General features: G+C 71.0%; 19 protein-coding genes. 11 read left to right on the plus strand and 8 right to left on the minus strand.

Annotated elements, in window-relative coordinates; genetic code table 11:
- The first annotated feature begins 3 nt into the window (after positions 1-3).
- The 5 genes from sucC to JOF36_RS18210 are packed head-to-tail and all read left to right on the plus strand — an operon-like array spanning position 4 to position 5,004.
- Positions 4-1,206 (plus strand): ADP-forming succinate--CoA ligase subunit beta, encoded by a 1,203-nt coding sequence (sucC, locus tag JOF36_RS18190; protein ID WP_210028182.1) that lies wholly within the window; start codon positions 4-6, stop codon positions 1,204-1,206.
- A gap of 5 nt (positions 1,207-1,211) precedes the next feature.
- Positions 1,212-2,114 (plus strand): succinate--CoA ligase subunit alpha, encoded by a 903-nt coding sequence (gene sucD / locus JOF36_RS18195; protein WP_210028183.1) that lies wholly within the window; start codon positions 1,212-1,214, stop codon positions 2,112-2,114.
- A gap of 24 nt (positions 2,115-2,138) precedes the next feature.
- A complete protein-coding gene (locus JOF36_RS18200; RefSeq protein WP_210028185.1) occupies positions 2,139-3,260 on the plus strand; it encodes an NAD(P) transhydrogenase subunit alpha in 1,122 nt (373 codons plus the stop codon).
- On the plus strand, positions 3,260-3,586 hold the full coding sequence (locus JOF36_RS18205; RefSeq protein ID WP_210025662.1) for an NAD(P) transhydrogenase subunit alpha part 2: 327 nt from the start codon (positions 3,260-3,262) through the stop codon (positions 3,584-3,586). The genes JOF36_RS18200 and JOF36_RS18205 overlap by 1 nt, the downstream gene beginning before the upstream one ends.
- A 35-nt stretch (positions 3,587-3,621) precedes the next feature.
- Positions 3,622-5,004: an NAD(P)(+) transhydrogenase (Re/Si-specific) subunit beta gene (locus JOF36_RS18210; protein ID WP_210035873.1), complete on the plus strand. Its 1,383-nt coding sequence runs from the start codon at positions 3,622-3,624 to the stop codon at positions 5,002-5,004.
- A gap of 2 nt (positions 5,005-5,006) precedes the next feature.
- Here the strand turns inward: JOF36_RS18210 and JOF36_RS18215 are convergent, their stop codons facing one another.
- Positions 5,007-5,477 (minus strand): acyl-CoA-like ligand-binding transcription factor, encoded by a 471-nt coding sequence (locus JOF36_RS18215; protein ID WP_210028188.1) that lies wholly within the window; start codon positions 5,475-5,477, stop codon positions 5,007-5,009.
- Between JOF36_RS18215 and JOF36_RS18220 the strand changes: the two genes are divergently transcribed.
- The gene (locus JOF36_RS18220) at positions 5,469-6,386 is read left to right on the plus strand and encodes a VOC family protein (RefSeq protein ID WP_210028189.1); all 918 of its coding nucleotides are present in this window, start codon (positions 5,469-5,471) and stop codon (positions 6,384-6,386) included. The genes JOF36_RS18215 and JOF36_RS18220 overlap by 9 nt on opposite strands.
- Positions 6,387-6,534: 148 nt before the next feature.
- Here JOF36_RS18220 and JOF36_RS18225 read toward each other — a convergent pair whose 3' ends face one another.
- From JOF36_RS18225 to JOF36_RS18250, 6 genes are all read right to left on the minus strand, one after another.
- A complete protein-coding gene (locus JOF36_RS18225) occupies positions 6,535-7,740 on the minus strand; it encodes a 2Fe-2S iron-sulfur cluster-binding protein (protein WP_245350892.1) in 1,206 nt (401 codons plus the stop codon).
- A 40-nt stretch (positions 7,741-7,780) separates the two neighbouring features.
- Positions 7,781-9,772, minus strand: coding sequence for an NAD(P)H-dependent oxidoreductase subunit E (locus JOF36_RS18230; protein WP_210028190.1), 1,992 nt, complete (start codon positions 9,770-9,772; stop codon positions 7,781-7,783).
- On the minus strand, positions 9,772-11,718 hold the full coding sequence (locus tag JOF36_RS18235; protein ID WP_210028191.1) for a molybdopterin oxidoreductase family protein: 1,947 nt from the start codon (positions 11,716-11,718) through the stop codon (positions 9,772-9,774). Before JOF36_RS18235 ends, JOF36_RS18230 begins: the two co-directional genes overlap by 1 nt.
- A 109-nt stretch (positions 11,719-11,827) precedes the next feature.
- Complete coding sequence (gene gcl / locus JOF36_RS18240; protein WP_210028192.1) at positions 11,828-13,639, minus strand: glyoxylate carboligase; 1,812 nt, start codon at positions 13,637-13,639, stop codon at positions 11,828-11,830.
- Entirely contained in the window at positions 13,639-14,544 is a 906-nt protein-coding gene (locus tag JOF36_RS18245; RefSeq protein ID WP_210028193.1) for an NAD(P)-dependent oxidoreductase, read from the minus strand. The genes gcl and JOF36_RS18245 overlap by 1 nt, the downstream gene beginning before the upstream one ends.
- 35 nt (positions 14,545-14,579) lie before the next feature.
- Positions 14,580-15,371, minus strand: a complete 792-nt coding sequence (locus JOF36_RS18250; RefSeq protein WP_504739884.1) for a hydroxypyruvate isomerase family protein — start codon at positions 15,369-15,371, stop codon at positions 14,580-14,582.
- Positions 15,372-15,582: 211 nt separating this feature from the next.
- On the opposite strand from JOF36_RS18250, the gene JOF36_RS18255 reads away from it, so the two are divergent.
- The 3 genes from JOF36_RS18255 (at position 15,583) to JOF36_RS18265 (ending at position 17,738) form a co-directional block, all read left to right on the plus strand.
- Positions 15,583-16,428 (plus strand): IclR family transcriptional regulator, encoded by an 846-nt coding sequence (locus JOF36_RS18255; protein WP_210028196.1) that lies wholly within the window; start codon positions 15,583-15,585, stop codon positions 16,426-16,428.
- A gap of 230 nt (positions 16,429-16,658) precedes the next feature.
- The gene (locus tag JOF36_RS18260) at positions 16,659-16,886 is read left to right on the plus strand and encodes a hypothetical protein (RefSeq protein WP_210028198.1); all 228 of its coding nucleotides are present in this window, start codon (positions 16,659-16,661) and stop codon (positions 16,884-16,886) included.
- A gap of 138 nt (positions 16,887-17,024) precedes the next feature.
- On the plus strand, positions 17,025-17,738 hold the full coding sequence (locus JOF36_RS18265) for a GntR family transcriptional regulator (protein WP_210028199.1): 714 nt from the start codon (positions 17,025-17,027) through the stop codon (positions 17,736-17,738).
- A 32-nt stretch (positions 17,739-17,770) separates the two neighbouring features.
- Here the strand turns inward: JOF36_RS18265 and JOF36_RS18270 are convergent, their stop codons facing one another.
- Positions 17,771-19,141, minus strand: coding sequence for an MFS transporter (locus JOF36_RS18270; RefSeq protein WP_210028200.1), 1,371 nt, complete (start codon positions 19,139-19,141; stop codon positions 17,771-17,773).
- 172 nt (positions 19,142-19,313) lie between these two features.
- On the opposite strand from JOF36_RS18270, the gene JOF36_RS18275 reads away from it, so the two are divergent.
- Both JOF36_RS18275 and frc read left to right on the plus strand, forming a co-directional pair.
- Entirely contained in the window at positions 19,314-21,032 is a 1,719-nt protein-coding gene (locus JOF36_RS18275) for a thiamine pyrophosphate-binding protein (RefSeq protein WP_210028201.1), read from the plus strand.
- 61 nt (positions 21,033-21,093) lie between these two features.
- Positions 21,094-22,323: a formyl-CoA transferase gene (gene frc, locus JOF36_RS18280; protein WP_210028202.1), complete on the plus strand. Its 1,230-nt coding sequence runs from the start codon at positions 21,094-21,096 to the stop codon at positions 22,321-22,323.
- Position 22,324: the final 1 nt, after the last annotated feature.

The following is a 22,324-nucleotide window of genomic DNA, read 5'->3' on the forward strand; positions in this document are numbered from 1 at the left end:
TCTGTGGACCTGTTCGAATACCAGGCACGGGATATCTTCGCTGCGCACGGAGTTTCGGTGCTGGCGGGGAAGACCGTGGACAACGCCGGCGACGCGGCTGCCGTGGCGTCCGAGCTGGGCACTGCCGTCGTGGTCAAGGCCCAGGTCAAGACCGGTGGGCGGGGTAAGGCCGGCGGGGTGAAGCTGGCCAAGAGCGCTGACGAGGCCAAGGAGAAGGCCGAGGCGATCCTCGGGCTCGACATCAAGGGCCACATCGTCCACCAGGTGCTGGTGACCGAGGCCAGTGACATCTCCGAGGAGTACTACTTCTCGTTCCTGCTGGACCGCTCGAACCGCACCTTCTTGGCCATGTGCTCCTCCGAGGGTGGCATGGAGATCGAGCAGCTGGCCGTGGAGCGTCCGGATGCGCTGGCGCGGATCGCGATCGACCCGATCGCCGGTGTGGACAAGGCCAAGGCCGACGAGATCGTGGCGGCGGGCCGGATCCCGGCGGCGGTGGCCGAGGAGGCCGCGCACGTCATCGTGAAGCTGTGGGAGACCTTCGTCTCCGAGGACGCCACGCTGGTCGAGGTCAACCCGTTGGTGCGGGATCCGCAGGACAAGGTGATCGCCCTGGACGGGAAGGTCACCCTGGACACGAACGCGGACTTCCGGCATCCGGCGCACGCCGAGCTGGTCGACGAGCGCACGGAGAATCCGCTCGAGGCCAAGGCGAAGGCCAAGGGGCTGAACTACGTCAAGCTCGACGGTGGTCAGGTCGGGATCATCGGTAACGGTGCGGGTCTGGTCATGTCGACCCTGGACGTGGTCGCGTATGCCGGTGAGGCGCACGGTGGGGTGAAGCCGGCGAACTTCCTCGACATCGGTGGTGGCGCGTCGGCGCAGATCATGGCCGACGGTCTGGACGTCATCCTGGGTGATGACGAGGTCAAGAGTGTGTTCGTGAACGTCTTCGGTGGGATCACCGCGTGTGACGCGGTCGCGAACGGGATCGTCGAGGCGCTGAAGATCCTGGGTGACGACGCGACCAAGCAGCTGGTCGTGCGCCTGGACGGCAACAACGTCGAGGAGGGGCGCCGCATCCTCGAGGAGGCGAACCACCCGCTGGTCACGGTGGTGGGCACGATGGACGACGCGGCCGCCAAGGCCGCTGAGCTCGCCTCGGCCGGCGCCGGGAGCCACAACACAACCGCCGCGGGAGCCTGAGAAAAATGTCGATCTTCCTCAACGAGAACAGCAAGGTCATCGTCCAGGGCATCACCGGCGGTGAGGGGACCAAGCACGCCGCCAAGATGATTGCCGCGGGCACCGACATCGTGGGCGGCGTCAACGCCCGCAAGGCCGGTACGACGCACACGGTCGGGGGCAAGGACGTGCCGGTGTTCGGCACGGTGGAAGAGGCGATGAAGGAGACCGGCGCCGATGTGTCGGTGCTGTTCGTGCCGCCACGCTTCGTCAAGGATGCCGTGATCGAGGCGATCGACGCCGAGATCGGCCTGGCCGTGGTGATCACCGAGGGCGTCCCGGTGCACGACTCGGCCTACTTCTGGGCGCACGCGGTCGCCACCGGAAACAAGACGCGGATCATCGGGCCGAACTGCCCCGGGATCATCTCGCCCGGCAGGTCGAACGCGGGCATCATCCCGGCGGACATCGCCGGGCCGGGCCGGATCGGTCTGGTGTCGAAGTCGGGCACGCTGACCTACCAGATGATGTTCGAGCTGCGTGAGTTCGGGTTCTCGACCGCGATCGGTATCGGTGGTGACCCGGTCATCGGGACCACGCACATCGATGCGCTGGAGGCGTTCGAGGCGGATCCGGAGACCGAGGCGATCGTGATGATCGGTGAGATCGGTGGGGATGCCGAGGAGCGTGCCGCGGACTTCATCAAGGCCAACGTGACCAAGCCGGTGGTCGGTTACGTTGCCGGGTTCACCGCGCCGGAGGGCAAGACGATGGGCCACGCCGGTGCGATCGTGTCCGGCTCGGCCGGTACCGCGCAGGCGAAGAAGGAGGCCCTCGAGGCCGCGGGTGTGAAGGTCGGCAAGACGCCGTCCGAGACCGCCGACCTGCTGCGCCGGATCCTGGCCGACCGGACCGATGCCGTCGCCTAGCGGCGCACCGGCCGGAGGTGTCGCATGACGGCCGGAACGGAGCGCAACGGTGTCGCGGTATTGCCGTCGACCACGGTGGGGGTGCCCCGGGAGAACGCCGAGGGCGAACGGCGGGTCGCGCTGGTGCCCAAGGCCGTCGAGAAGCTCCGGTCGCGCGGGGTGGAGGTGGTCCTCGAACCGGGTGCCGGGACCGGCGCCCTGATCCCGGACGAGGCCTACACGGCGGCGGGTGCCCGGCTCGGGGACCCGTGGGTGTGTGACGTGGTGGTGACCGTGGGCCCGCCGGGTCCTCCCGAGATCGGGAAGCTGTCCCGCGGCGCGACACTGATCGGTTTCCTGGGTCCGGCGACGTCGCCGGAGACGATGACGGCGCTGCGTGAGGCGGGGGTGCAGGCCTTCGCGATGGAGTCGATCCCGCGGATCTCCCGGGCGCAGGCGATGGACGCGTTGTCGTCGCAGGCGAACGTGGCGGGCTATAAGGCGGTGCTGGCTGCGGCCGAGCACTCGACCCGGTTCTTCCCGATGCTGACGACGGCGGCCGGCACGGTGAAGCCGGCGACGGCGCTGGTGCTCGGCGTCGGCGTGGCCGGGTTGCAGGCGCTGGCGACGGCGAAGCGGCTCGGTGCCCGCACGACCGGCTACGACGTCCGTCCCGAGGTGGCCGATCAGGTGCGCTCGCTCGGGGCGCAGTGGCTGGACCTCGGGATCGAGGCGGTCGGTGAGGGCGGTTACGCCCGCGAGCTCACCGATGAGGAACGGGCGATGCAGCAGCAGCGGCTGGAGGAGGCGATCACGGGGTTCGACGTCGTCGTGACGACGGCGAACGTGCCGGGCCGGACCGCGCCGACGCTGGTCACCGCGGCGGCGGTGGAGGGCATGCGCCCGGGGAGCGTGGTGGTGGACATGGCGGGGGAGAGCGGTGGCAACTGCGCGGCGTCGGAGGCGGGTCGGACCGTCGTCCGGCACGACGTGACGATCGTGTCGCCGTTGAACCTGCCGGCCACGATGCCGGAGCACGCGTCCGAGCTGTACGCGCGCAACGTGTCGGCGTTGCTGGAACTGATGGTCGATGAGCACGGCACGCTCGCGCCGGACTTCTCCGACGAGGTCCTCGCCGCGTCGTGTGTCACCCGGGCGGAGGCCTGATGGATTCCGGACTGCTGGCGAACATCGCGATTCTGGTGCTGGCCGGGTTCGTGGGCTTCGCGGTGATCTCGAAGGTGCCGAACACGCTGCACACGCCGTTGATGTCGGGGACCAACGCGATCCACGGGATCGTGCTGCTCGGCGCGATCATCGTGCTGGGCCGGGAGGAGGTCGGCGTCGTGGACGCGATCATCCTGGTGGTCGCGATCGTGTTCGGTGTGATCAACGTGGTCGGTGGGTTCCTGGTCACCGACCGGATGCTGGGCATGTTCAAGGGCAAGGCGCCCGGTCGGGCCGCTGCGGAGAAGGACGGGAGCGGCTCGTGAACCTGGCTGCCACGGAGACCATGGCGACCGGCCCGATGGCCGTGATCGTGCCGATCCTCTACATCATCGCGTTCGGGTTGTTCATCTACGGCTTGTCGGGTCTGACCGGTCCGCGTACGGCGGTGCGGGGCAACCTGATCGCTGCGGTCGGGATGGGGCTCGCGGTCGTCGCGACGTTGTTGCTGGTGCAGACGAACTGGATCCTGATCATCGTCGGGCTGGTGGTCGGCACGGTGCTGGGTGTGCCGGCGGCGCGCAACGTGAAGATGACGCAGATGCCGCAGATGGTGGCGTTGTTCAACGGTGTGGGTGGTGGCGCGGTCGCGTTGATCGCGTGGGCGGAGTTCCGGGCGACCGACGGGTTCGTCGACACGGCGTTGTATGTGGTGATCGCGTCGATGTTCGCCGCGATCGTCGGGTCGATCTCGTTCTGGGGGTCGTTGATCGCGTTCGGGAAGCTGCAGGAGATGCTTCCCGGCCGCCCGATCGGCCTGGGCCGGGCGCAGCAGCCGATCAACATGGGGCTGCTGGCGCTGGCCGTGGTCGCGGCGGTGGTCGCCGGGCTCGGCGGGGCGGGCGAGATCTGGGTCATCGCGGTGCTGGTGCTCGCCGCGGTGGTCGGCGTGCTGGTGGTGCTGCCGATCGGTGGTGCGGACATGCCGGTGGTCATCTCGTTGCTCAACGCGATGACCGGGCTGTCGGCGGCGGCGGCGGGTCTGGCGCTGGACAACACGGCGATGATCGTCGCGGGGATGATCGTGGGTGCGTCGGGTTCGATCCTGACCAACCAGATGGCCGTGGCGATGAACCGGACCATCCCGGCCATCGTCGCCGGCGGCTTCGGCGGCACCGCGTCGTTGCCCGGAGCGGATGACGGGGTGGAGCGCACCGTGCGGTCGACCAGCGAGTCGGATGCCGCGATCCAGATGGCCTATGCCTCGCAGGTGATCGTCGTTCCCGGTTACGGGATGGCGGTGGCCCAGGCCCAGCATGCGGTCAAGGACATGGCCAAGCTGTTGGAGAGCAAGGGTGTCGAGGTCAAGTACGCGATCCATCCGGTCGCCGGCCGGATGCCGGGTCACATGAACGTCCTGCTCGCCGAGGCCGACGTCCCCTATGACGCGCTCAAGGAGATGGACGACATCAACGGTGAGTTCTCCCGCACCGATGTGACGCTGGTGATCGGGGCGAACGACGTCACCAACCCCGCGGCCCGCAACGATCCCAGCTCGGCGATCTACGGGATGCCGATCCTCAACGTGGACGAGAGCCGGAACGTCATCGTGCTGAAGCGCTCGATGGGCTCCGGGTTCGCCGGCATCGACAACCCGCTGTTCTACGGCCAGAACACCTCGATGCTCTTCGGCGATGCGAAGAAGTCGGTCGCCGGGGTGACGGAGGGACTGAAGGCGCTCTAGATCTAGATCTGGACCCCACGGCCGCCGGTTCGGCCGTGGGGCCGGAGCTCGAGGCCCCGTTCCAGCTGCCGGAGTCCGTCGTCCAGCGCCTGGTCGGGGTCGTGACCCGGCGAGGCGTCGAGGAACGCCTGAACGGCGATCCCGAGTACCGCGCCGGTGAACGCCCGTACCTCCGGATCGGCCGGATCCCGCTCCGACCGGCGCGCGGTCGCGGATCCCAGCAGGTCGATCGCCCGGCGGATCAGGGCGGTGTTGGCCGACCACAGCTCCGGGACGCTCACCAGCAGGACGTCCCGCTCCCGGCGGGCCGCCCGGTCGTCGCCCGGCAGGCCGTCCCGGGCCGCCCGGATCGCGACCCGCAGCGCCTCCGCGGCCCCGACCTCGGGTGGCTGTTCCTCGAAGCCCCGCAGGACGGCGGTGGCCAGCGACAGGTGGTCGTCGAGGACGAGCAGGGACCCGACTCCTTGCACCACGTCGGCCACGTGATCGCCGACGTCGGCTACGCGCTCGCCCACTACCGACGCATGGGCTTCCACGTCCCCCCGCTGCAGCGCCCCGTACTCCCGGACCACCCGGAAGGTCCCTCCCGCGCCGTCGGCGTGGCCAACTCGCACATCGGGTTCGCGCACGACTTCGTCGAGCTGATCGCCGTGGTCGACGACGGTCCGTACCCGGACGACGAGGTCGTCCCGGCACCGCTCACGGTGCCCGCTGCCGCGCTCCCGGATCTCGAGCAGGCCATCGCCTCGACCGCCGCACGGCTGACAGCGGCACTCGCCCGGTTCGAAGGCCTCCACGTCCTGTGCTTCGGCGCCGCCGACGCCGACGCCACAGCCGCGCGGCTGCACGCGGACGGCGTCACACATTCCGGGGTGAAGCGGGCACGGCGACCGTCCACGACCGGTTGCACGGAGGTGCCGATCGGCTACCTGGAGATCGACGACTCCTCCGGGCTCTCCCCGGAGGGCCGGCTCGCGGTCTCCGAGCCACTACCCCAGGACCGGACGGAGCACCCCAACGGCGCGTTCCGCCTCGCCGGGACGATCCTGTGCGTCGCCGACGACGAGCTCGCGGACCACGAGTCGCGCTACCAGCGGTATCTGAACGGGGGCGCCCGCGACGACGGTCCGGCCCGCACGTTCGACCTCGGCGACCAGTGGCTGACGATCGTCCCCCGGTCGGGGCTCGGACAGCTCCTCCCGGGTGAGCAGCCGCAGGCCCTACCGGCTTTCGTCGCCTACGCCGTCGAGGTGCGCAACCTGGAGGCCACCCGGCGCCACCTCCACTCGGCCGGCGTGCCGCTGCGGACCTTCCGGGCCGGGGGCGTCGTCGTGCCGGCAGCCTCGGCGCTCGGCGCGGCGGTGATCTTCCGCGGCCCGTGACAGCGTCCGAGCCACCACCACACGCCTCGACCGAGGCGCACCCATGGCTGCGGATCGTCGAGGAATGTCGAGAACGACGTCGCCGCGCCCCGGAGCTCGGTCCGGGGCGCGGCTGTGTTCTCGTTCTTACGGGCTCGTTCTTACGGGCTCAGCCCTGCGGCAGGTTCTGGACGTGCTGGAAGCCGAACCGGCCCTTGATGCACAGGTGCCCGTGGGTGACCGAGTGGTCCGACGGGCTGGTCACGTTCACGATCTCGCCCTGCTGCACGTGCAGTTCCAGGTTGCAGCCGACCCCGCAGAACGAGCAGACCGTGGTGGTGACGGTCTCCTGCTCGGGGTGCCAGTTCCCGGCCTCGCGCTTGTCGTACTCGGACACCGACTTGAGTGCCCCGGTCGGGCAGACCCCGATGCAGTTGCCGCAGTACACACAGGCCGAGTCGGGCAGTTCCACGTCGTACTCGGTCGCGATGCGGGCGTCGAACCCGCGCCCGGCCGCGGCGATCGCGAAGGTGAACTGGGCGTCGGTGCCGCAGGCGTTGACGCACTTGTAGCACATGATGCACCGCGAGTAGTCCCGCACGTACAGGTCGTTGTCGACCTTGACGGGCTGTTCCACGGTCGCCCGCGTCCGACCATCCGGCGCAGAATGGTGCCCGGCGTGACGCCGTTCCCGCTCCCCGTCCACGGTGGGCGGTGCGGGTGGGCCGTAGCGCTCGGGGTCGACGCCGTACTCGCCCATCCAGCGCTGCACATCACCACTGGCCTCGCTCATGTCCGCCGAGGAGGCCAGCAGCTCCAGCACCATCCGGCGGCTGTGGCGGACCTTGTCGGTGTCGGTCCGCACTTGCATGCCGTCCTCGCAGGTGCGCGCACACGACGGGGCCAGGGTCCGGGCACCCTCGACCTCGACCACACACACCCGGCAGGCGTTGATCGGGTCCATGTTCGGCGCCCAACACAAGGTCGGGGTGTCGGCCTGCTGCGGGGTGCCTTCGCGGTGCAGTGCCTCGAGGATCGTGGACCCTTCGAGGACCCGGGCCTCGGTGCCGTCGAGCGTGACCGAGATGGTGCGCCGGATCTGCCCGAGCATCACCGGCCCCCCGGCGAGGCGTTCGGCCGGTCCGGGTGCCGATCCGGCGGGGTCGGCGACGGTCACACCGACCGCGCCGGCTCCGTTCGCCGGGTGCAGGGCGGTGACGCCCTCCCCGGCCGCGGGGCCGGGGCCCGGGGTCTCGGTGCCGGGAACCCCGGATCCGGCGTCCGCTTCCGGGGCGCCGTCGATCTGTCCCGCAGCCCGGGGGGCGTGGGATCCCGCCCCGGGTCCGGCGGGACCCTTGCCGCTGGTCGTCGTCATCGCCGTCCTCTCCGTGTCGGGTCCGGCCGCTGTGGCCGGGTCACCGGGTGCCCCCGTGGCCGTTCGTGGACGGCAGCCCGCGCGACGCCGGTGCCGCGATCAGTTCCAGTTCGATCGCCGACATCACCGCGGACGGCGCCGTCTGCCCCAGCCCGCAGATCGAGGCGTCGCGCATGACCCGCGCGAGGTCGTCCAGCAGGGCCAGCTCGGTCTCGCGGGAGCCGATCGGCGCCCCACGTTCCAGGCGGGCCAGGGCCTCCTCCTGACGGACGGTGCCGACCCGGCAGGGCACGCACTGCCCGCACGACTCGTCGCGGAAGAACGCCGCGATCCGCCGCAAGGTCCCGGTGATATCGGCGGCGGTGTCGAAGACCAGCACCACTCCCGAGCCGAGGGTGGCGCCGATGTCGCGGGTGCCCTCCAGGGTGAGCGGGACGTCGAGGTCGTCGGGCATCACGAACCCGCCGGCCGCCCCGCCGAGCAGGATGGTGCGCAGTTCCCCGCGCACCCCGCCGGCGAGCTCGAGCAGCTCGCGCAGTGTCGTCCCGAAGTCCACCTCGTAGACCCCGGGTGTGGCGACCGCGCCGGCGAGGCAGAACAGCTTCGACCCGGTCGAGCGGTCCCCACCGACGGAGGCGAAGGTCTGCCCGCCGATGTCGAGGATCTCCAGGACGTTGTAGAGGGTCTCCACGTTGTTGATCGCCGTCGGCTTCCCGAACAGGCCCTTCTGCGCCGGGAACGGCGGCTTGTTCCGCGGCTCACCGCGGAAGCCTTCGAGGGACTCCAGCAGCGCGGTCTCCTCACCGCAGATGTAGGCACCGGCGCCGCGGCGTAGCTCGATGTCGAAGGCGAAACCCTCGCCCATCACGTCCTCGCCCAGATAGCCGCGGGCGCGGGCGGCGGAGATCGCGTCCTGCAGCCGGCGGGTCGCCAGCGGATACTCGCCGCGGATGTAGAGATAGCCGACGGTGGCGCCGGTGACGTACCCGGCGACCGTCATGGCCTCGATCAGCCCGAACGGGTCGCCCTCCATCAGTACCCGGTCCTTGAACGTGCCGGGTTCGGACTCGTCGGCGTTGCACACCAGGTAGTGCGGGCGCTCGGGGGACTGCGCGACGCCGTCCCACTTCACGCCGGTGGGGAACGCCGCGCCGCCTCGCCCGGTCAACGACGAGTCCTTCAGCTCCGCGATCACCCGGGACGGGCCGAGGTCGACGGCCCGGCGCAGCGCCGCGTACCCGCCACGGAAGCGGTAGTCGTCCAACGACGACGGGTCGACCACCCCGACCCGGCGCAGCAGCCGCAGGCGCTGGGGTCGGTCGGCGGCGGCGCCACGGGTCTGCGGCGCGCTCACCGACGTGTCGGCGAACGCCTGATCGGCCTCGGTGGCCTGGTCGCCGCCGGTGTCGAACGGGGCGGCCGCGGCCTCGACGGTGCCGGACGGGGTGGCCGGTGCCTGGGACAGGTCCGGCTCGCCCGCGCGCTGGTGCAGTACGGCCGGGGCGCGTTCGCACAGGCCCAGGCACGGGCTGCGGACCCAGCAGGCGTCGGCGCCGGCCGGCCCGTCCCCGCCGGGCGGGGCGTCCGTGGTGCCGGGCGGGGCCGCCGGTGCGGCTGTGGTGTCGCGGGCGCCGCCTTCGGGGCCGAGCGCCGCCGTGAGCTCGGTGATGATCTCCTCACCCCCGTTGGGCCCGCACACGACGTCGTCGCACACGTGCACCACCCGCGGCGCCCGCGCCTCGACCGAGAACATCGCATAGAACGTCGCGACGCCGTAGATCTCGGCAGGAGGCACGGACAGGGTCCGGGCGATGTGGTTGAGCGCGCCCTCGGAGACCCAGCCGACGGCGTCGTGCACGGCGTGCAGCACCGGTAGCAGCAGGTTCCGCTGCGAGCGGGCGGCGTGCCCGCCGTGCACCGAGCGGGTCGGGCGGTCGCCGTTGTCCCGAGCCGGGGCCAGCCGGCCGAACGCGGCGTCGATCGCGTCGCGTTCGACCCCCGTGGCCTCGGCGGACGACAGATGCAGGTCCATCAGTTACCTCCTGCCACCGGGAGCGTCGACCTGACGTCGGCGCCGAGCTTCTCGATCCGCACTGCGGTGGCCTTGAACTCCGAGGTCCCCGACTTGGGGTCCCAGGCGTCGTTGGTCAGCGCGTTCACGTCGACCTCCTCGGAGAAGTGCGGCGTGAACGACGCCAGACCCGGCCGCAACGACGGATCCAGGGCCACCGGCGCCTCCACCGACCCGCGCCGGCTGCTCACCCGCACGCGTTCACCGTCGGCGATGCCCATGCGTGCGGCATCGGACGCGTCCATCCGCAGCGACTCCCGTCGCCGCAGCGGCGAGGCGTAGCCGCCGGTCTGGACACCGGAGTTGTAGGCGTCCAGCAACCGCACCGTCGTCAACCGGATCGGGAACTGTTCGTTGAGCGTGTCCACCGGGGCGACGTGCTCGACCGGGGTGAACGGCGCCGCCGCACCACGCTCGACCGGATCGTCGGCCCACAACCGGGCGTGGAGCAGTGGGGTGCCCGGATGCTCCTCGGCCGGGCACGGCCACTGGATCCCACCGAGCGCGTCCAGGCGGGCATAGCTCATCCCGTGGTGCCAGTTCAACGACACCGACCGCAGTTCGTCCCACACCTGCTCGGCGGTGGGTTCACCCCACGCGTGCCCGAGCCGGTCGGCGATCGCACAGATGATGTGCGTATCCGGACGGGCCACGCCGGGTGGGTCGAGCGCCTTGCGGACCCGCTGCACCCGCCGTTCGGAGTTGGTGACGGTGCCCTCGTACTCACACCAGTCCGCGGCCGCCGGCAGCACCACATCGGCCAGCTCCGCGGTCGCGGTCCGGAAGATGTCCTGAACCACCAGATGATCCAACGACCCGAGCATGGCCCGGGCGTGCACGGCGTTGGCCTCGGACTCCGCCGGGTTCTCCCCGATGCAGTACAGCGCCGAGAGGTCGCCGCGCTCCATCGCCTCGAACATCTCCGACAGGTGCATACCCTTCTGCGGCGGGATCGGCTTACCGCCGTACACGGCCTGGAACCGGGCCCGTGCCACATCGTCGGCCAGGTCGTAGCCACCGGGCAGCTTCGACGGGATCGACCCCATGTCGCCGCCGCCCTGCACGTTGTTCTGCCCACGCAACGGCACCAACCCCGACCCGTACCGACCCACATGCCCGGTCAACAACGCCAGATTGATCAACGCGAACACGTAGTCCGCGGCGTTGTGATGCTCGGTGATCCCCAGAGTCCAGCAGATCTGCGCCCGATCAGCCCGGGCGTAGGCGTGCGCGAGCTCCCGGATCGTGGCCGCCGGGACACCGGTGATCTCCTCGGCCCGCTCCAGGGTGTAGGGCTCGACCGAGGCCGCGTAGTCGGAGAACCCGCTGGTGGAACGCTCGACGAACGACCGGTTCACCAGACCGGCATGAATGATCTCCCGCCCCACCGCATTGGCCAGGGCGATGTCGGTGCCCACGTCCAGGCCGAGCCAGGCGTCCGCCCAGTGGGCGGTCGAGGTGTGGCGCGGGTCCACCGAGTACATCCGGGCACCCTTACGCAGCCCTTGCAGCACGTGGTGGAAGAAGATCGGGTGCGTCTCGCGGGCATTGCTACCCCACAAGATCAGAAGGTCGGCGTTTTCCGCCTCGACATAAGCGGAGGTGCCGCCGCCGGCACCGAACACAGCCGTCAGACCGACGACACTGGGAGCGTGTCAAGTACGGTTACAGCTGTCGACGTTGTTGCTGCCCATCACCGCCCGAGCGAACTTCTGCGCGGTGTAGTTCATTTCGTTGGTGGCCTTGGAGCAGCTGAACATCCCGAACCGCTCGCCGGGCACATCCCGGAAGCCCGCCGCAGCACGGTCCAGGGCCTCCTCCCACGAGGCGGGACGCAGTACACCGTCCTCCCGGACCAGCGGCTCGGTGAGCCGGACGTGGCGGACACGGTTGCGACCTCGGGGCATCGTCGACCTCCTGCTACGAACTCGTTGGCGTGATCATGCTAACACGCCCATACTGTATGCCGTATCCCTCGAGGTGTCCGCGCGAGTGCGGACACCTCGAGGCCCGGTGTCAGCGGGGCGGAAGTGGGCTGACAGCGGTCGGGGCGTGTTCCCGCACGCTCGCGAGCTCCTCGAATTCGGTCACCGCGTCGATCTCGGCAGCGCCCATGGAGACGTTCGTGACCCGCTCCAGCACGACCTCGACGACGACCGGCACCTTGTGCTCGCGGGCCAGGGTCCACGCCCGGCGCAGGGTCGGCGCGATCTCCTCCGGGTCGGTGACCCGCAGGCCGACACAGCCCAGCCCCTCGGCCACGACGACGTGGTCGACGCCGTACCCCTTGGGTGCGGGCTCGCGGTCACCGTCCACCGCGTCCGTCGTGTGGATGTTGTCGAAGCCCAGCTGCACGCAGAAGTCCATGTCGAACGCCCGCTGTGCCTGCCGGATCAGCCCCAGGTAGGAGTTGTTGACCACGATGTGCACGTAGGGCAGCTGGAACTGCGCACCGACGGCCAGCTCCTCGAGCATGAACTGGAAGTCGTAGTCGCCCGACAGCGCCACCACGGGCGTCGACGGATCGGCGACGACGGCGCCGAGCGCGGCCGGGATCGTCCAGCCCAGCGGGCCGGCCTGCCCGGCGTTGATCCAGTGCCGTGGCCGGTAGACGTGCAGGAACTGGGCCGCGGCGATCTGGGAGAGCCCGATCGTGGTGACGTAGCGGGTGTCCGGGCCGAAGACCTCGTTCATCTCCTGGTAGACCCGCTGCGGTTTGATCGGGGTCTCGGTGAAGTGCGTGCGCCGCTGCAGCGTGGCCTTGCGCTCCGCGCAGCCGGCGACCCACTCCGTGCGATCCGGCAGCGTGCCCGCGTCCCGCCGGCGCCGGGCCTCGGCGACGAGCTCGTCGAGCGCCGCGCCGGCGTCGGACACGATGCCGTAGTCCGGCGCGAACACCCGTCCGATCTGGGTCGGCTCGATGTCGATGTGCACGAACGTGCGCCCGCGCCGGTAGGTGTCGAGTCCGCCGGTGTGCCGGTTCGCCCACCGGTTCCCGATGCCGAGCACGGCGTCGGACTCGAGGAAGGTGGCGTTGCCGTAGCGGTGCGCGGTCTGCAGCCCGGCCATGCCCGCGGCGAGCCGGTGGTCGTCCGGGATCGCGCCCCAGCCCATCAGCGTCGGCACCACCGGCACGTCGAGCACCTCGGCGAGCTCGACGAGGCGGTCGGACGCGTCGGCGTTGATCACCCCGCCGCCCGCGACGATCAGCGGTCGTTCCCCGGCGCAGAGCAGGTCGAGTGCCTTCGCGGCCTGCTCACGGGTCGCGGCGGGCCGGTGCACCGGCAGCGAGGTGTAGGTGTCCGGGTCGAAGTCGATCTCGGTGACCTGGACGTCGACCGGCAGGTCGATCAGCACCGGGCCCGGGCGTCCGGAGCGCATGAGGTGGAACGCCTGGGCGAACGCCCACGGCACCTGCGCCGCCTCGAGGACCGTCATGGCCATCTTCGTGACCGGCTTGGCGATCGACGTGATGTCGACGGCCTGGAAGTCCTCCTTGTGCAGCCGGGCGACCGGGGCCTGCCCGGTGACGGCCAGGATCGGGATCGAGTCCGCCTGCGCCGAGTACAGCCCGGTGATCATGTCGGTTCCGGCCGGGCCGGAGGTCCCGACGCAGACGCCGATGTTCCCGGCGTGGGTGCGGGTGTAGCCCTCGGCCATGTGCGCGGCGCCCTCGACGTGCCGGGCGAGCACGTGGGCGATCCCGCCGTGCGCGCGCATCGCGGAGTAGAACGGGTTGATCGCGGCACCGGGGACGCCGAAGGTCTGGGTCGCGCCCTCCAGCTCGAGGATCTTCACCGCCGCGTCGACGGCACGCATCCGGGGCATCAGGGCCTCCCGTGGGTCTGGGTGTCCGATCCGCGGCCGGAGAGCCGCGCGATGGTGCGGTACAGGGCGGAGTGGTCGAGCCCGCCGTCGCCGGCGGCTCGGGTGGCGGCCACCAGCTGGGCCACCAGCGAGCCCACCGGGGTGGCGACGCCTGCCTCCCGCGCGGCCGAGGTGACGATGCCCATGTCCTTGTGGTGCAGGTCGATCCGGAAGCCCGGGGCGAAGTCGTCCCCGAGGATCTTCGACGCCTTCTGGTTCAGCACGGCGGAGCCGGCCAGGCCGCCGCCGAGCACCTCGACCGCGGCAGGCAGGTCGGCGCCGTGCGCCTCGAGGAACACGAGCGCCTCGGAGAGCAGGGCGATGTTGCCGGCGACGATCAGCTGGTTGGCGGCCTTCACCGTCTGCCCGGCGCCGCTCGGGCCGACGTGCACGACGGTCTTGCCGACGACCTCGAGCAGCGGGCGGGCCGCGGCCACGTCGGCGTCCACGCCGCCGACCATGATCGACAATGCGGCGTTCTCCGCCCCGGCCTGGCCGCCGGAGACCGGCGCGTCGATCATCCGGAGCCCGGCGGCCGCGGCCTCGGCGGCCAGACCGGCTGCCACGTCCGGTCGGATCGTCGAGAAGTCGATCACCAGCGTGCCGGGTGCCGCATGCGCGAGCACACCGTCCTCCCCGGTCAGGACGTCGGTGACGTCGGGGGAGTCGGGCAGCATCAGGGCGACGACCTCGGCGCCGCGCACGGCGTCCGGCCCGGAGTCGGCGGCCCGCCCGCCGGCGTCGATGAGCGGCTTCGCCTTCTCCGGCGTGGCGTCGAAGCCGACGACGTCGTGTCCGGCGCGGGCCAGGTGCTGGGCCATCGGGCTGCCCATGATGCCGAGCCCGATGAACGCGATGGTGGTCATGGTGGTCCTCTCTGTGCCGGCGCTCGCTGCGCGAGCTACGCGCGGGTGGTCGAGCCGGCCCGCGCACCGGCGGGCAGCCAGGCGAACGGGTCGGATCCGGTGGGCTTGTACTCGCATCCGATCCAGCCGTCGTAGCCCGCGGCGGTGAGCCGCTCGAGCCAGGCGGACAGCGGCAGGTCGCCGGTGCCCGGCTCGCCGCGGCCGGGCGCGTCGGCGATCTGCACGTGCCCGATCCGCCCGGCGTACCGGTCGATCGCGGCCTCGACGTCGTCGCCGTTCACGGCCAGGTGGTAGACGTCCAGCAGCAGCGCCACGTGGTCCGAACCGACCCGGTCCAGCACGGCGACGGCGTCCGCGGCGGTCTTGAGCGGGTAGGCGTCCACCCCGCTGACGGGTTCGACCAGTACGACCGCGCCGATCGCGGCGGCGGCCAGACCGGCCACGGCCAGGTTCTCCGCGGCCAGTGTGTCCTGCTCGGCAGGTGCGACGCCGTCGATGCGGTTGCCGTACAGCGCGTTGAACCCGGTCGTGCCGAGTCGTGCGCCGATGCCGGTGGCGATGGCGATGGCGTCGCGGAACTCGTGGGAGCGCGACGGGTCGGACAGCAGTCCGCGGTCCCCGGCCGGCATGTCCCCGGCCGGGAAGTTCAGACCGGTCAGCCGGACGCCGGCGTCGTCCACGGCGCGGACGAAGGCATCCACCTCGCGGTTCGCGGGGACGGCTTCGGCGAACGGCCACCAGAACTCGACGGCGTCGAAGCCGGCGTCGCGGGCGGCCTGTGGGCGCTCATGGAGCGGCAGGTCGGTGAACAGGATGGAGCAGTTCACGGTCCAGGACCGTGACGAGGGGTAAGGCACACGAGCCTCCGAAATTTCACGATGCGGAAAAGGCATTTCGCGAACTGAGGAGTGTGAAGAGCAGCACAGGTCGTTCCGGAAAGTCAAGCGAGTCGCCGGGGCGCCGGGTGTGCCTTGACGCGCTGCTCGGCCTGGTGTTGGCATACAGTATGCCACCCACGCATCGTGAAGGGTCCTGCTGATGCAGACGTCTCCCGCGGCTGCCGATACGCCGGACATCGAGGACGCCTCCGGCCGGGTGGTGGGTACGACGACCGTCGCGCCGGCCGGCGGATCCACGACCGTGCAGGCCGTGGAGCGGACCGTGGCGCTGCTGGAGGCGATGGCCGACGCCGGGGGACAGGCCACGCTCTCGAGCCTCGCGCTGCGCTCCGGTCTGCCGATGCCGACGATCCACCGGCTGATGCGGACCCTGGTCGGGTGTGGCTACGTCCGTCAGGGGCCCGGCCGCGAGTACTCGCTCGGCCCCCGGCTGGTCCGGCTCGGGGACAGTGCCGGGCGCCTGGTCGGGATGTGGGCGCGGCCCCGGCTGGTGGAGCTGGTCGACGCGCTCGGCGAGAGCGCGAACCTCGCGGTGCTGGACGGCACCCAGGTCGTCTACATCGCGCAGGAACCCGGCCGGCACGCCATGCGCATGTTCACCGAGGTCGGGCGCCGGGTGCCCCCGCACTGCACCGCGGTCGGCAAGGCACTGCTGGCGCTCATGCCCGCCGAGCAGGTCCAGGAACTGCTGCGGCACACCGAGATGACCGCGCAGACCGAGAGCACGATCATCGATCCGGCCGCGTTCGCCGCGGAGCTGGAGCGGATCCGCCGATGCGGGTACGCGCTCGACGACGGCGAGCAGGAGCTGGGCGTGCGCTGCGTGGCCGTGGCGCTGGACGCGCCGGTGCTCGTCGCCGTCTCGGTGTCGGGCCCGAGCACGCGGATGACCGACGATCTCGTCGCGGCCGCCGTCCCCCGGTTGCGCTCCGCGGCACGGGCACTGCTCGACGGCATGGCTCGCAACGCCGCGTCCCCGGCGTGACGCCGGGGCGGGGCGCCCGTGGCGGCCCCTGGCGAGGGATCGGGTGGTCAGCGAGCTGATATCGGCAGGTGAGCGCCGTCACGTGAGCGGACTCACCGGGCATGCCGGACTGGACCGTCATATACTGCAGACAGTCGACCGCGAGGACCCACTGTAGCGTCCCGTGGCTCGTTTCCGCCCAGCGCCGAGCGGGAATCTCCAGTCCGTCATCAAACGAAGGAAGCATCGCCATGTCCGTCATCGATCGTGTTCTGCTCGGCCTCCGTCGTATCCCGCGCGGCTTCTCGGCCGACGGCCGCCAGCTCGGCCTCGGGCTCTCCGCGGCCCTCGACGCCCAGCGGGCACGCGGCGCCGAGCCCCTCGACCGTGTGTCCGTGGACCGGGAGCCGGGCGACCGTCGCGACGTGAGCCGCGCCGGGCGCGCGGACGTCGCCGACGCGGACCGCGCCGCCCGATAGGTTCCGAGCTCCGGGTGTGATCACCGACGGGGGAGTGGATCGGGCCACATGGGTGAGCCCGACCCACCGTCTGCGAGTACTTTGTATGCTGTAGGCAGAGACCGCGCGGTGGCGGTCCGACTTTCCTGTGGAGTGCTCATGCCCAAGTTGCCGACCGACGATCGGCGTGTGTCCCGGCCGGTCCCGCTGCGCGAGAGCGTGCACAACGCCATCCTCGAGATGATCGTCGAGGGTGATTTGAAGGCGGGACAGCATCTCGTGGAGGCCGAACTCGCGAGCCGGCTGGGCGTGTCCCGCCAGCCGGTCCGCGAGGCGCTCCAGTGGCTGAACTCCGACGGCTGGGTCGATCTACGACCAGCGCACGGGGCCTACGTCCACGCGCCCACACCGGCCGAGGCCGACCAGCTGCTGGCCGTGCGTGGGCTGCTGGAGACCGAGTCGGCCCGTCTCGCCGCCGCGCACGTGCCGGCGGACGGCATCGAGGAGCTGCGCGACTGGTGTCGCCAGGGCACCGAGGCGCTGGAGGCCGACGACGTCGCGTCCCTGGTCGCCGCGAACGCCGGGTTGCACGCGGCGGTCGCCCGGTTCTCCGGCAACACCGTGCTGTGTGATCTCGTCTCGCAGGTCGACCGCCGGGTGCGCTGGTACTTCCGGCCGGTGGCCCGCGACCGCGGTGCACAGTCCTGGCAGGAGCATGCCGAGCTGATCGAGGCGATCGCCTCGGGCGACGGTGACCGTGCGGCCGAGGTCATGCGCCGCCACACCGAGCTCACCCGGATGACCTACCTCGAGCACTCCACGGCCGATGATGCCGCGGAGGCCACCGCAGAAGGTGCCCAGCGGGCCGGGTGATCCCGGCCCGCCGGGGCATCCCTGGTGGGTGATCAGAAGGTCGGGCCGGCCTGCACGACCGAGGGCAGTGTTCGGGGCAGGCCGGGCCGGCGCAGCGTCGTCGCGCCCCACGCCGCCCCCAGGGCGAGGAGGCCGGCCAGCACGAACGCGGCCGGCGCTCCCCAGGTCGCCACCGTGAGCGCGCCGAGCCCGACGCCCACCACCCCACTTCCGGCCTTCGCGCTGTAGACCAGCCCGTGCACCTCCACGGCGCTGTCCTCCCCGAAGTACTCCCGCGCCAGGCCGGCGAGCAGCGGGTAGAACCCGCCGCCTCCCAGACCGGCGACCACGCAGGCCGCGGCCAGGATGCCGGTCGAGCCGGTGCCCACGGCCACGGCGAGCAGCAGCTGTCCGGCCGCCAGGACGCCGAGGACCAGGCCCAGTGCCTGGGAGCGCCCGATCCGTTCCGAGGCGCCGACGGCCATCGCCCGGCTGGCACCGTTCATCCCGACCAGCAGGCCGGCCGCGAGCGCGACCAGTGCCGACCCCGCACCCAGGCCTGCGGCCAGCACGACCAGGAACGCGGCGTCGAACAGCGACACCGCCCCCGCGCCGAGCAGGACCAGCGCCATCGTCGGCAGCGCCCGGGTGTGCAGTGCCTGCTCGGGGGAGAACTCGCGGACCGCGGGCGGGTTGTGGCGACGGCTGCGGTTCGACTCGGACCCGAGCGACCAGTGCCGGGGGTCGACCGCTTCGGGCCACCACCGCTGCGGGGGGTCGACGAACAGCAGCCCCCCGATCGCGATCAGCAGGAAGCCCACGACCGCGGCGATGGTCAGCACCGGCTGCAGTGAGGACGCGTCGAGCGCGACGACCGAGGCCACCACGACCGGCACCGACCCGTAGGCGAACGCGCCGGTCACGATGCCGACCGCGGAGGCGCTGCGCTCCGGGTACCACTTGGCCACGGTCGAGGTGCACACCGCGTACACCAGGCCGGCGCCGATCCCGCCGACGACCGAGTAGCCGACCAGCACGCCGAGGGTGCTCGGCACGTACGCGAGGGTCAGCAGGCCGGCCTCGCAGAGGACCGCCCCCGCCAGCATCAGCATCTTGGGCCCCACCCAGCCATGCTGGCGCAGGTAGGCGATCGGGAACCCGACGCCGGCCTGGAACACCGTCCACACGGCGAGCGGCAGGAAGGCCTCGGCCAGGGTCCAGTCGTTGCGCGCCATCAGGGCGGGCACCGCGGCCCCGTACCCGTACTGCAGCACGCCGATGGCGGCCATCGCGAGGCCCGCCTGCCACAGGATCGACGCCCGCGGCCAGCCGGTCAGCAGCGCCCGGGCGTCTTCCCCCACCCGGTACCGGCGCCCCCGCCAGTCCCGGACCTCCCGGATCTCCTCGGATCGTTGCTCTCTCATGATGATCCTCCCATACTGTATACGGCACCGGGACGGCAGTCTGGACAAGCAATCGTCCGCGTAGTAAGAAGTGAGCCCATACGGTATGCAGTATGGGTTCGGCGGGCAACTCGCCCCGGTTTTCCCGGCATATCGGGTATCTGCGCAATCGACGACGAGGAGATGACCTCCCATGACCCAGACAGTCCGGGGCAATGCCGTCCAGCAGGACGCCACCGGCTCGGTGGTCGACCGGCCGACCATCTCCGGCGGCCACCTGGTGGCCAAGGCGCTACGGGCAGAGGGGGTCGACACGATCTTCACCCTGTGCGGCGGCCACATCATCGACATCTACGACGGTTGCGTGGACGAGGGCATCTCGGTCATCGACGTACGCCATGAGCAGGTGGCCGCCCACGCAGCGGACGGATACGCCCGGATCACCGGCACCCCCGGGTGCGCCGTGGTGACCGCGGGGCCCGGTACCAGCGACGCGGTGACCGGCGTGGCGAACGCGCTGCGCGCCGAGAGCCCGATGCTGCTGATCGGCGGGCAGGGGGCCCTGTCCCAGCACAAGATGGGGTCGCTGCAGGACCTCCCGCACGTCGACATGATGGCGCCGATCACGAAGTTCTCGGCCACCGTGCCGAGCACCGCGCGCGCCGCCGACCTGGTGTCGATGGCGTTCCGGGAGTGCTACGCGGGCGCCCCGGGGCCGTCGTTCCTGGAGATCCCGCGCGACGTGCTCGACGCCAGCGTCCCGCTCGAGCAGGCCCGGCTGCCGGAGGCGGGCCACTACCGCGCCTCGCGCAGCGCGCTCGGCGACCCGGCGGCGATCGAGAAGCTCGCCGAGCTCGTCTCACGCGCCGAGAAGCCGTGCGTGCTGCTGGGCAGCCAGGTGTGGACGTGCCGGGCCACCGACGCCGCGATCGAGTTCGTCCGCGAGCTCGGCGTGCCCGCGTTCATGAACGGCGCGGGCCGCGGCACACTGCCCCCGAACGACCCGATGCACTTCCAGCTCGCCCGCCGGCACGCGTTCACCGAGGCCGACCTCATCATCGTCGTCGGCACGCCGTTCGACTTCCGGATGGGCTACGGCAAGCGGCTGTCCCCGACCGCGAAGGTCGTCCAGATCGACCTGGACTACCGCACCGTCGGCAAGAACCGCGACATCGACCTCGGCATCGTCGGCGATGCGGGCACCGTGCTGTCCGCGGTCACCGCGGCGAGCGCGGGCTCGATCCGCCGCGACCGGCGCTCCTGGATCCAGGAACTGCGTGCCGTCGAGGACACGGCCTACCAGAAGCGGCTGCCCCGCCAGCACTCCGCGAGCTCCCCGATCGACCCGTACCGGCTGGTGCACGAGATCAACGAGTTCCTCACCGAGGACTCGATCTACATCGGGGACGGCGGCGACATCGTCACGTTCTCCGGGCAGGTGGTCCAGCCCAAGTCGCCCGGGCACTGGATGGACCCGGGCCCGCTGGGCACGCTCGGCGTCGGCGTCCCGTTCGTCCTCGCGGCCAAGCACGCCCGCCCGGACAAGGAGGTCGTCGCTCTGTTCGGTGACGGCGCCTTCAGCCTCACCGGCTGGGACTTCGAGACGCTGGTGCGCTACAACCTGCCGTTCGTCGGGATCGTCGGGAACAACTCCTCGATGAACCAGATCCGCTACGGGCAGGCCCAGAAGTACGGCGAGGACCGCGCCCGGGTCGGCAACACCCTCGGCGACGTGCCCTACGACCAGTTCGCCCGGATGCTCGGCGGCCACGGCGAGGAGGTCCGCGACCCCGCCGACATCGCGCCGGCGCTGCAGCGCGCCCGGGAGTCCGGCAAGCCCTCGTTGATCAATGTCTGGGTCGATCCGGACGTCTACGCCCCCGGAACCATGAACCAGACGATGTACAAGTGACCGCCCGCGGACACGTGATCGCCGGCGGCCCGGTGATCGCCAGTGGCAAGGAGGCCAGGGGATGAGTAACGCACTGGAAGGTATCCGGGTCCTCGACATGACCCACGTCCAGTCCGGACCGTCGGCGACCCAGGTGCTCGCCTGGCTCGGCGCGGACGTGGTCAAGGTCGAGGCCCCCACCGGGGACATCACACGCACCCAGCTGCGCGACCTGCCGGACGCGGACAGCCTCTACTTCACGATGCTGAACTGCAACAAGCGCAGCGTCACCCTGAACATGAAGAGCGAGCGCGGCAAGGAGATCTTCACCGAGCTCGTGAAGTCCTCCGACGTGATGGTGGAGAACTTCGGCCCCGGCGCGGTGGACCGGATGGGGTTCACCTGGGACCGGCTGCAGGAGCTCAACCCGCGGCTGATCTACGCCTCGATCAAGGGGTTCGGTGAGGGCCCCTACACCCACTTCAAGGCCTACGAGGTGGTCGCCCAGGCGATGGGCGGATCGATGAGCACCACCGGGTTCGCCGACGGGCCCCCGATGGCCACCGGCGCCCAGATCGGTGACTCCGGCACGGGTATCCACGCCGTGGCCGGCATCCTGGCCGCCCTGGTGCAGCGCAACAGCACCGGGCGCGGCCAGCGGGTGACGGTCGCGATGCAGCACGCGGTGCTCAACCTGTGCCGGGTCAAGCTGCGCGACCAGCAGCGCCTGGCCCACGGCCCGCTGGCCGAGTACCCGAACGACGAGTTCGGCGACGAGGTGCCCCGCTCGGGCAACGCCTCGGGCGGCGGGCAGCCGGGCTGGGCGGTCCGGTGCAAGCCGGGCGGTCCCAACGACTGGGTCTACGTGATCGTCCAGCCCACCGGCTGGGAGCCGATCAGCAAGCTGATCGGCCGCCCGGAGCTGGCCGACGACCCGGAATGGTCCACCCCGAAGGCGCGTCTGTCCAAGCTGGACAAGATGTTCCAGATGATCGAGGAGTGGACGAGCCAGCACGACAAGTGGGAGGTGCTGGCCGAGCTGAACAGCCACAACGTCCCGTGCGGCCCGATCCTCTCGACCAAGGAGATCATCGAGGACGCCTCGCTGGCGGACAACAACATGATCGTGACGGTGGACCATCCGCAGCGCGGCTCGTTCCAGACCGTCGGATGCCCGATCAAGCTCTCCGAGTCCCCGGTGAAGGTCGAGACCTCGCCGCTGCTCGGTGAGCACAACGAGGACGTCTACCTGCGTGAACTGGGTGTCGAGGCCGACGAGTACGCCCAGCTCAAGTCGAACGGAGTGATCTGAG

It is taken from the genome of Pseudonocardia parietis (assembly GCF_017876315.1).
GTDB lineage: Bacteria > Actinomycetota > Actinomycetes > Mycobacteriales > Pseudonocardiaceae > Pseudonocardia > Pseudonocardia parietis.

Bases quoted from the DNA above. Each gene is read 5' to 3' on its own strand.
- frc (WP_210028202.1), top strand. From the start codon at position 21,094: ATGAGTAACGCACTGGAAGGTATCCGGGTCCTCGACATGACCCACGTC.
- JOF36_RS18245 (WP_210028193.1), bottom strand. From the start codon at position 14,544: ATGACCACCATCGCGTTCATCGGGCTCGGCATCATGGGCAGCCCGATG.
- JOF36_RS18230 (WP_210028190.1), bottom strand. From the start codon at position 9,772: ATGGACCTGCATCTGTCGTCCGCCGAGGCCACGGGGGTCGAACGCGAC.
- JOF36_RS18265 (WP_210028199.1), top strand. From the start codon at position 17,025: ATGCCCAAGTTGCCGACCGACGATCGGCGTGTGTCCCGGCCGGTCCCG.
- sucD (WP_210028183.1), top strand. From the start codon at position 1,212: ATGTCGATCTTCCTCAACGAGAACAGCAAGGTCATCGTCCAGGGCATC.
- JOF36_RS18210 (WP_210035873.1), top strand. From the start codon at position 3,622: ATGGCCGTGATCGTGCCGATCCTCTACATCATCGCGTTCGGGTTGTTC.
- JOF36_RS18255 (WP_210028196.1), top strand. From the start codon at position 15,583: ATGCAGACGTCTCCCGCGGCTGCCGATACGCCGGACATCGAGGACGCC.
- JOF36_RS18270 (WP_210028200.1), bottom strand. From the start codon at position 19,141: ATGAGAGAGCAACGATCCGAGGAGATCCGGGAGGTCCGGGACTGGCGG.
- JOF36_RS18260 (WP_210028198.1), top strand. From the start codon at position 16,659: ATGTCCGTCATCGATCGTGTTCTGCTCGGCCTCCGTCGTATCCCGCGC.
- gcl (WP_210028192.1), bottom strand. From the start codon at position 13,639: ATGCCCCGGATGCGTGCCGTCGACGCGGCGGTGAAGATCCTCGAGCTG.
- JOF36_RS18205 (WP_210025662.1), top strand. From the start codon at position 3,260: ATGGATTCCGGACTGCTGGCGAACATCGCGATTCTGGTGCTGGCCGGG.
- JOF36_RS18200 (WP_210028185.1), top strand. From the start codon at position 2,139: ATGACGGCCGGAACGGAGCGCAACGGTGTCGCGGTATTGCCGTCGACC.
- JOF36_RS18225 (WP_245350892.1), bottom strand. From the start codon at position 7,740: ATGACGACGACCAGCGGCAAGGGTCCCGCCGGACCCGGGGCGGGATCC.
- JOF36_RS18275 (WP_210028201.1), top strand. From the start codon at position 19,314: ATGACCCAGACAGTCCGGGGCAATGCCGTCCAGCAGGACGCCACCGGC.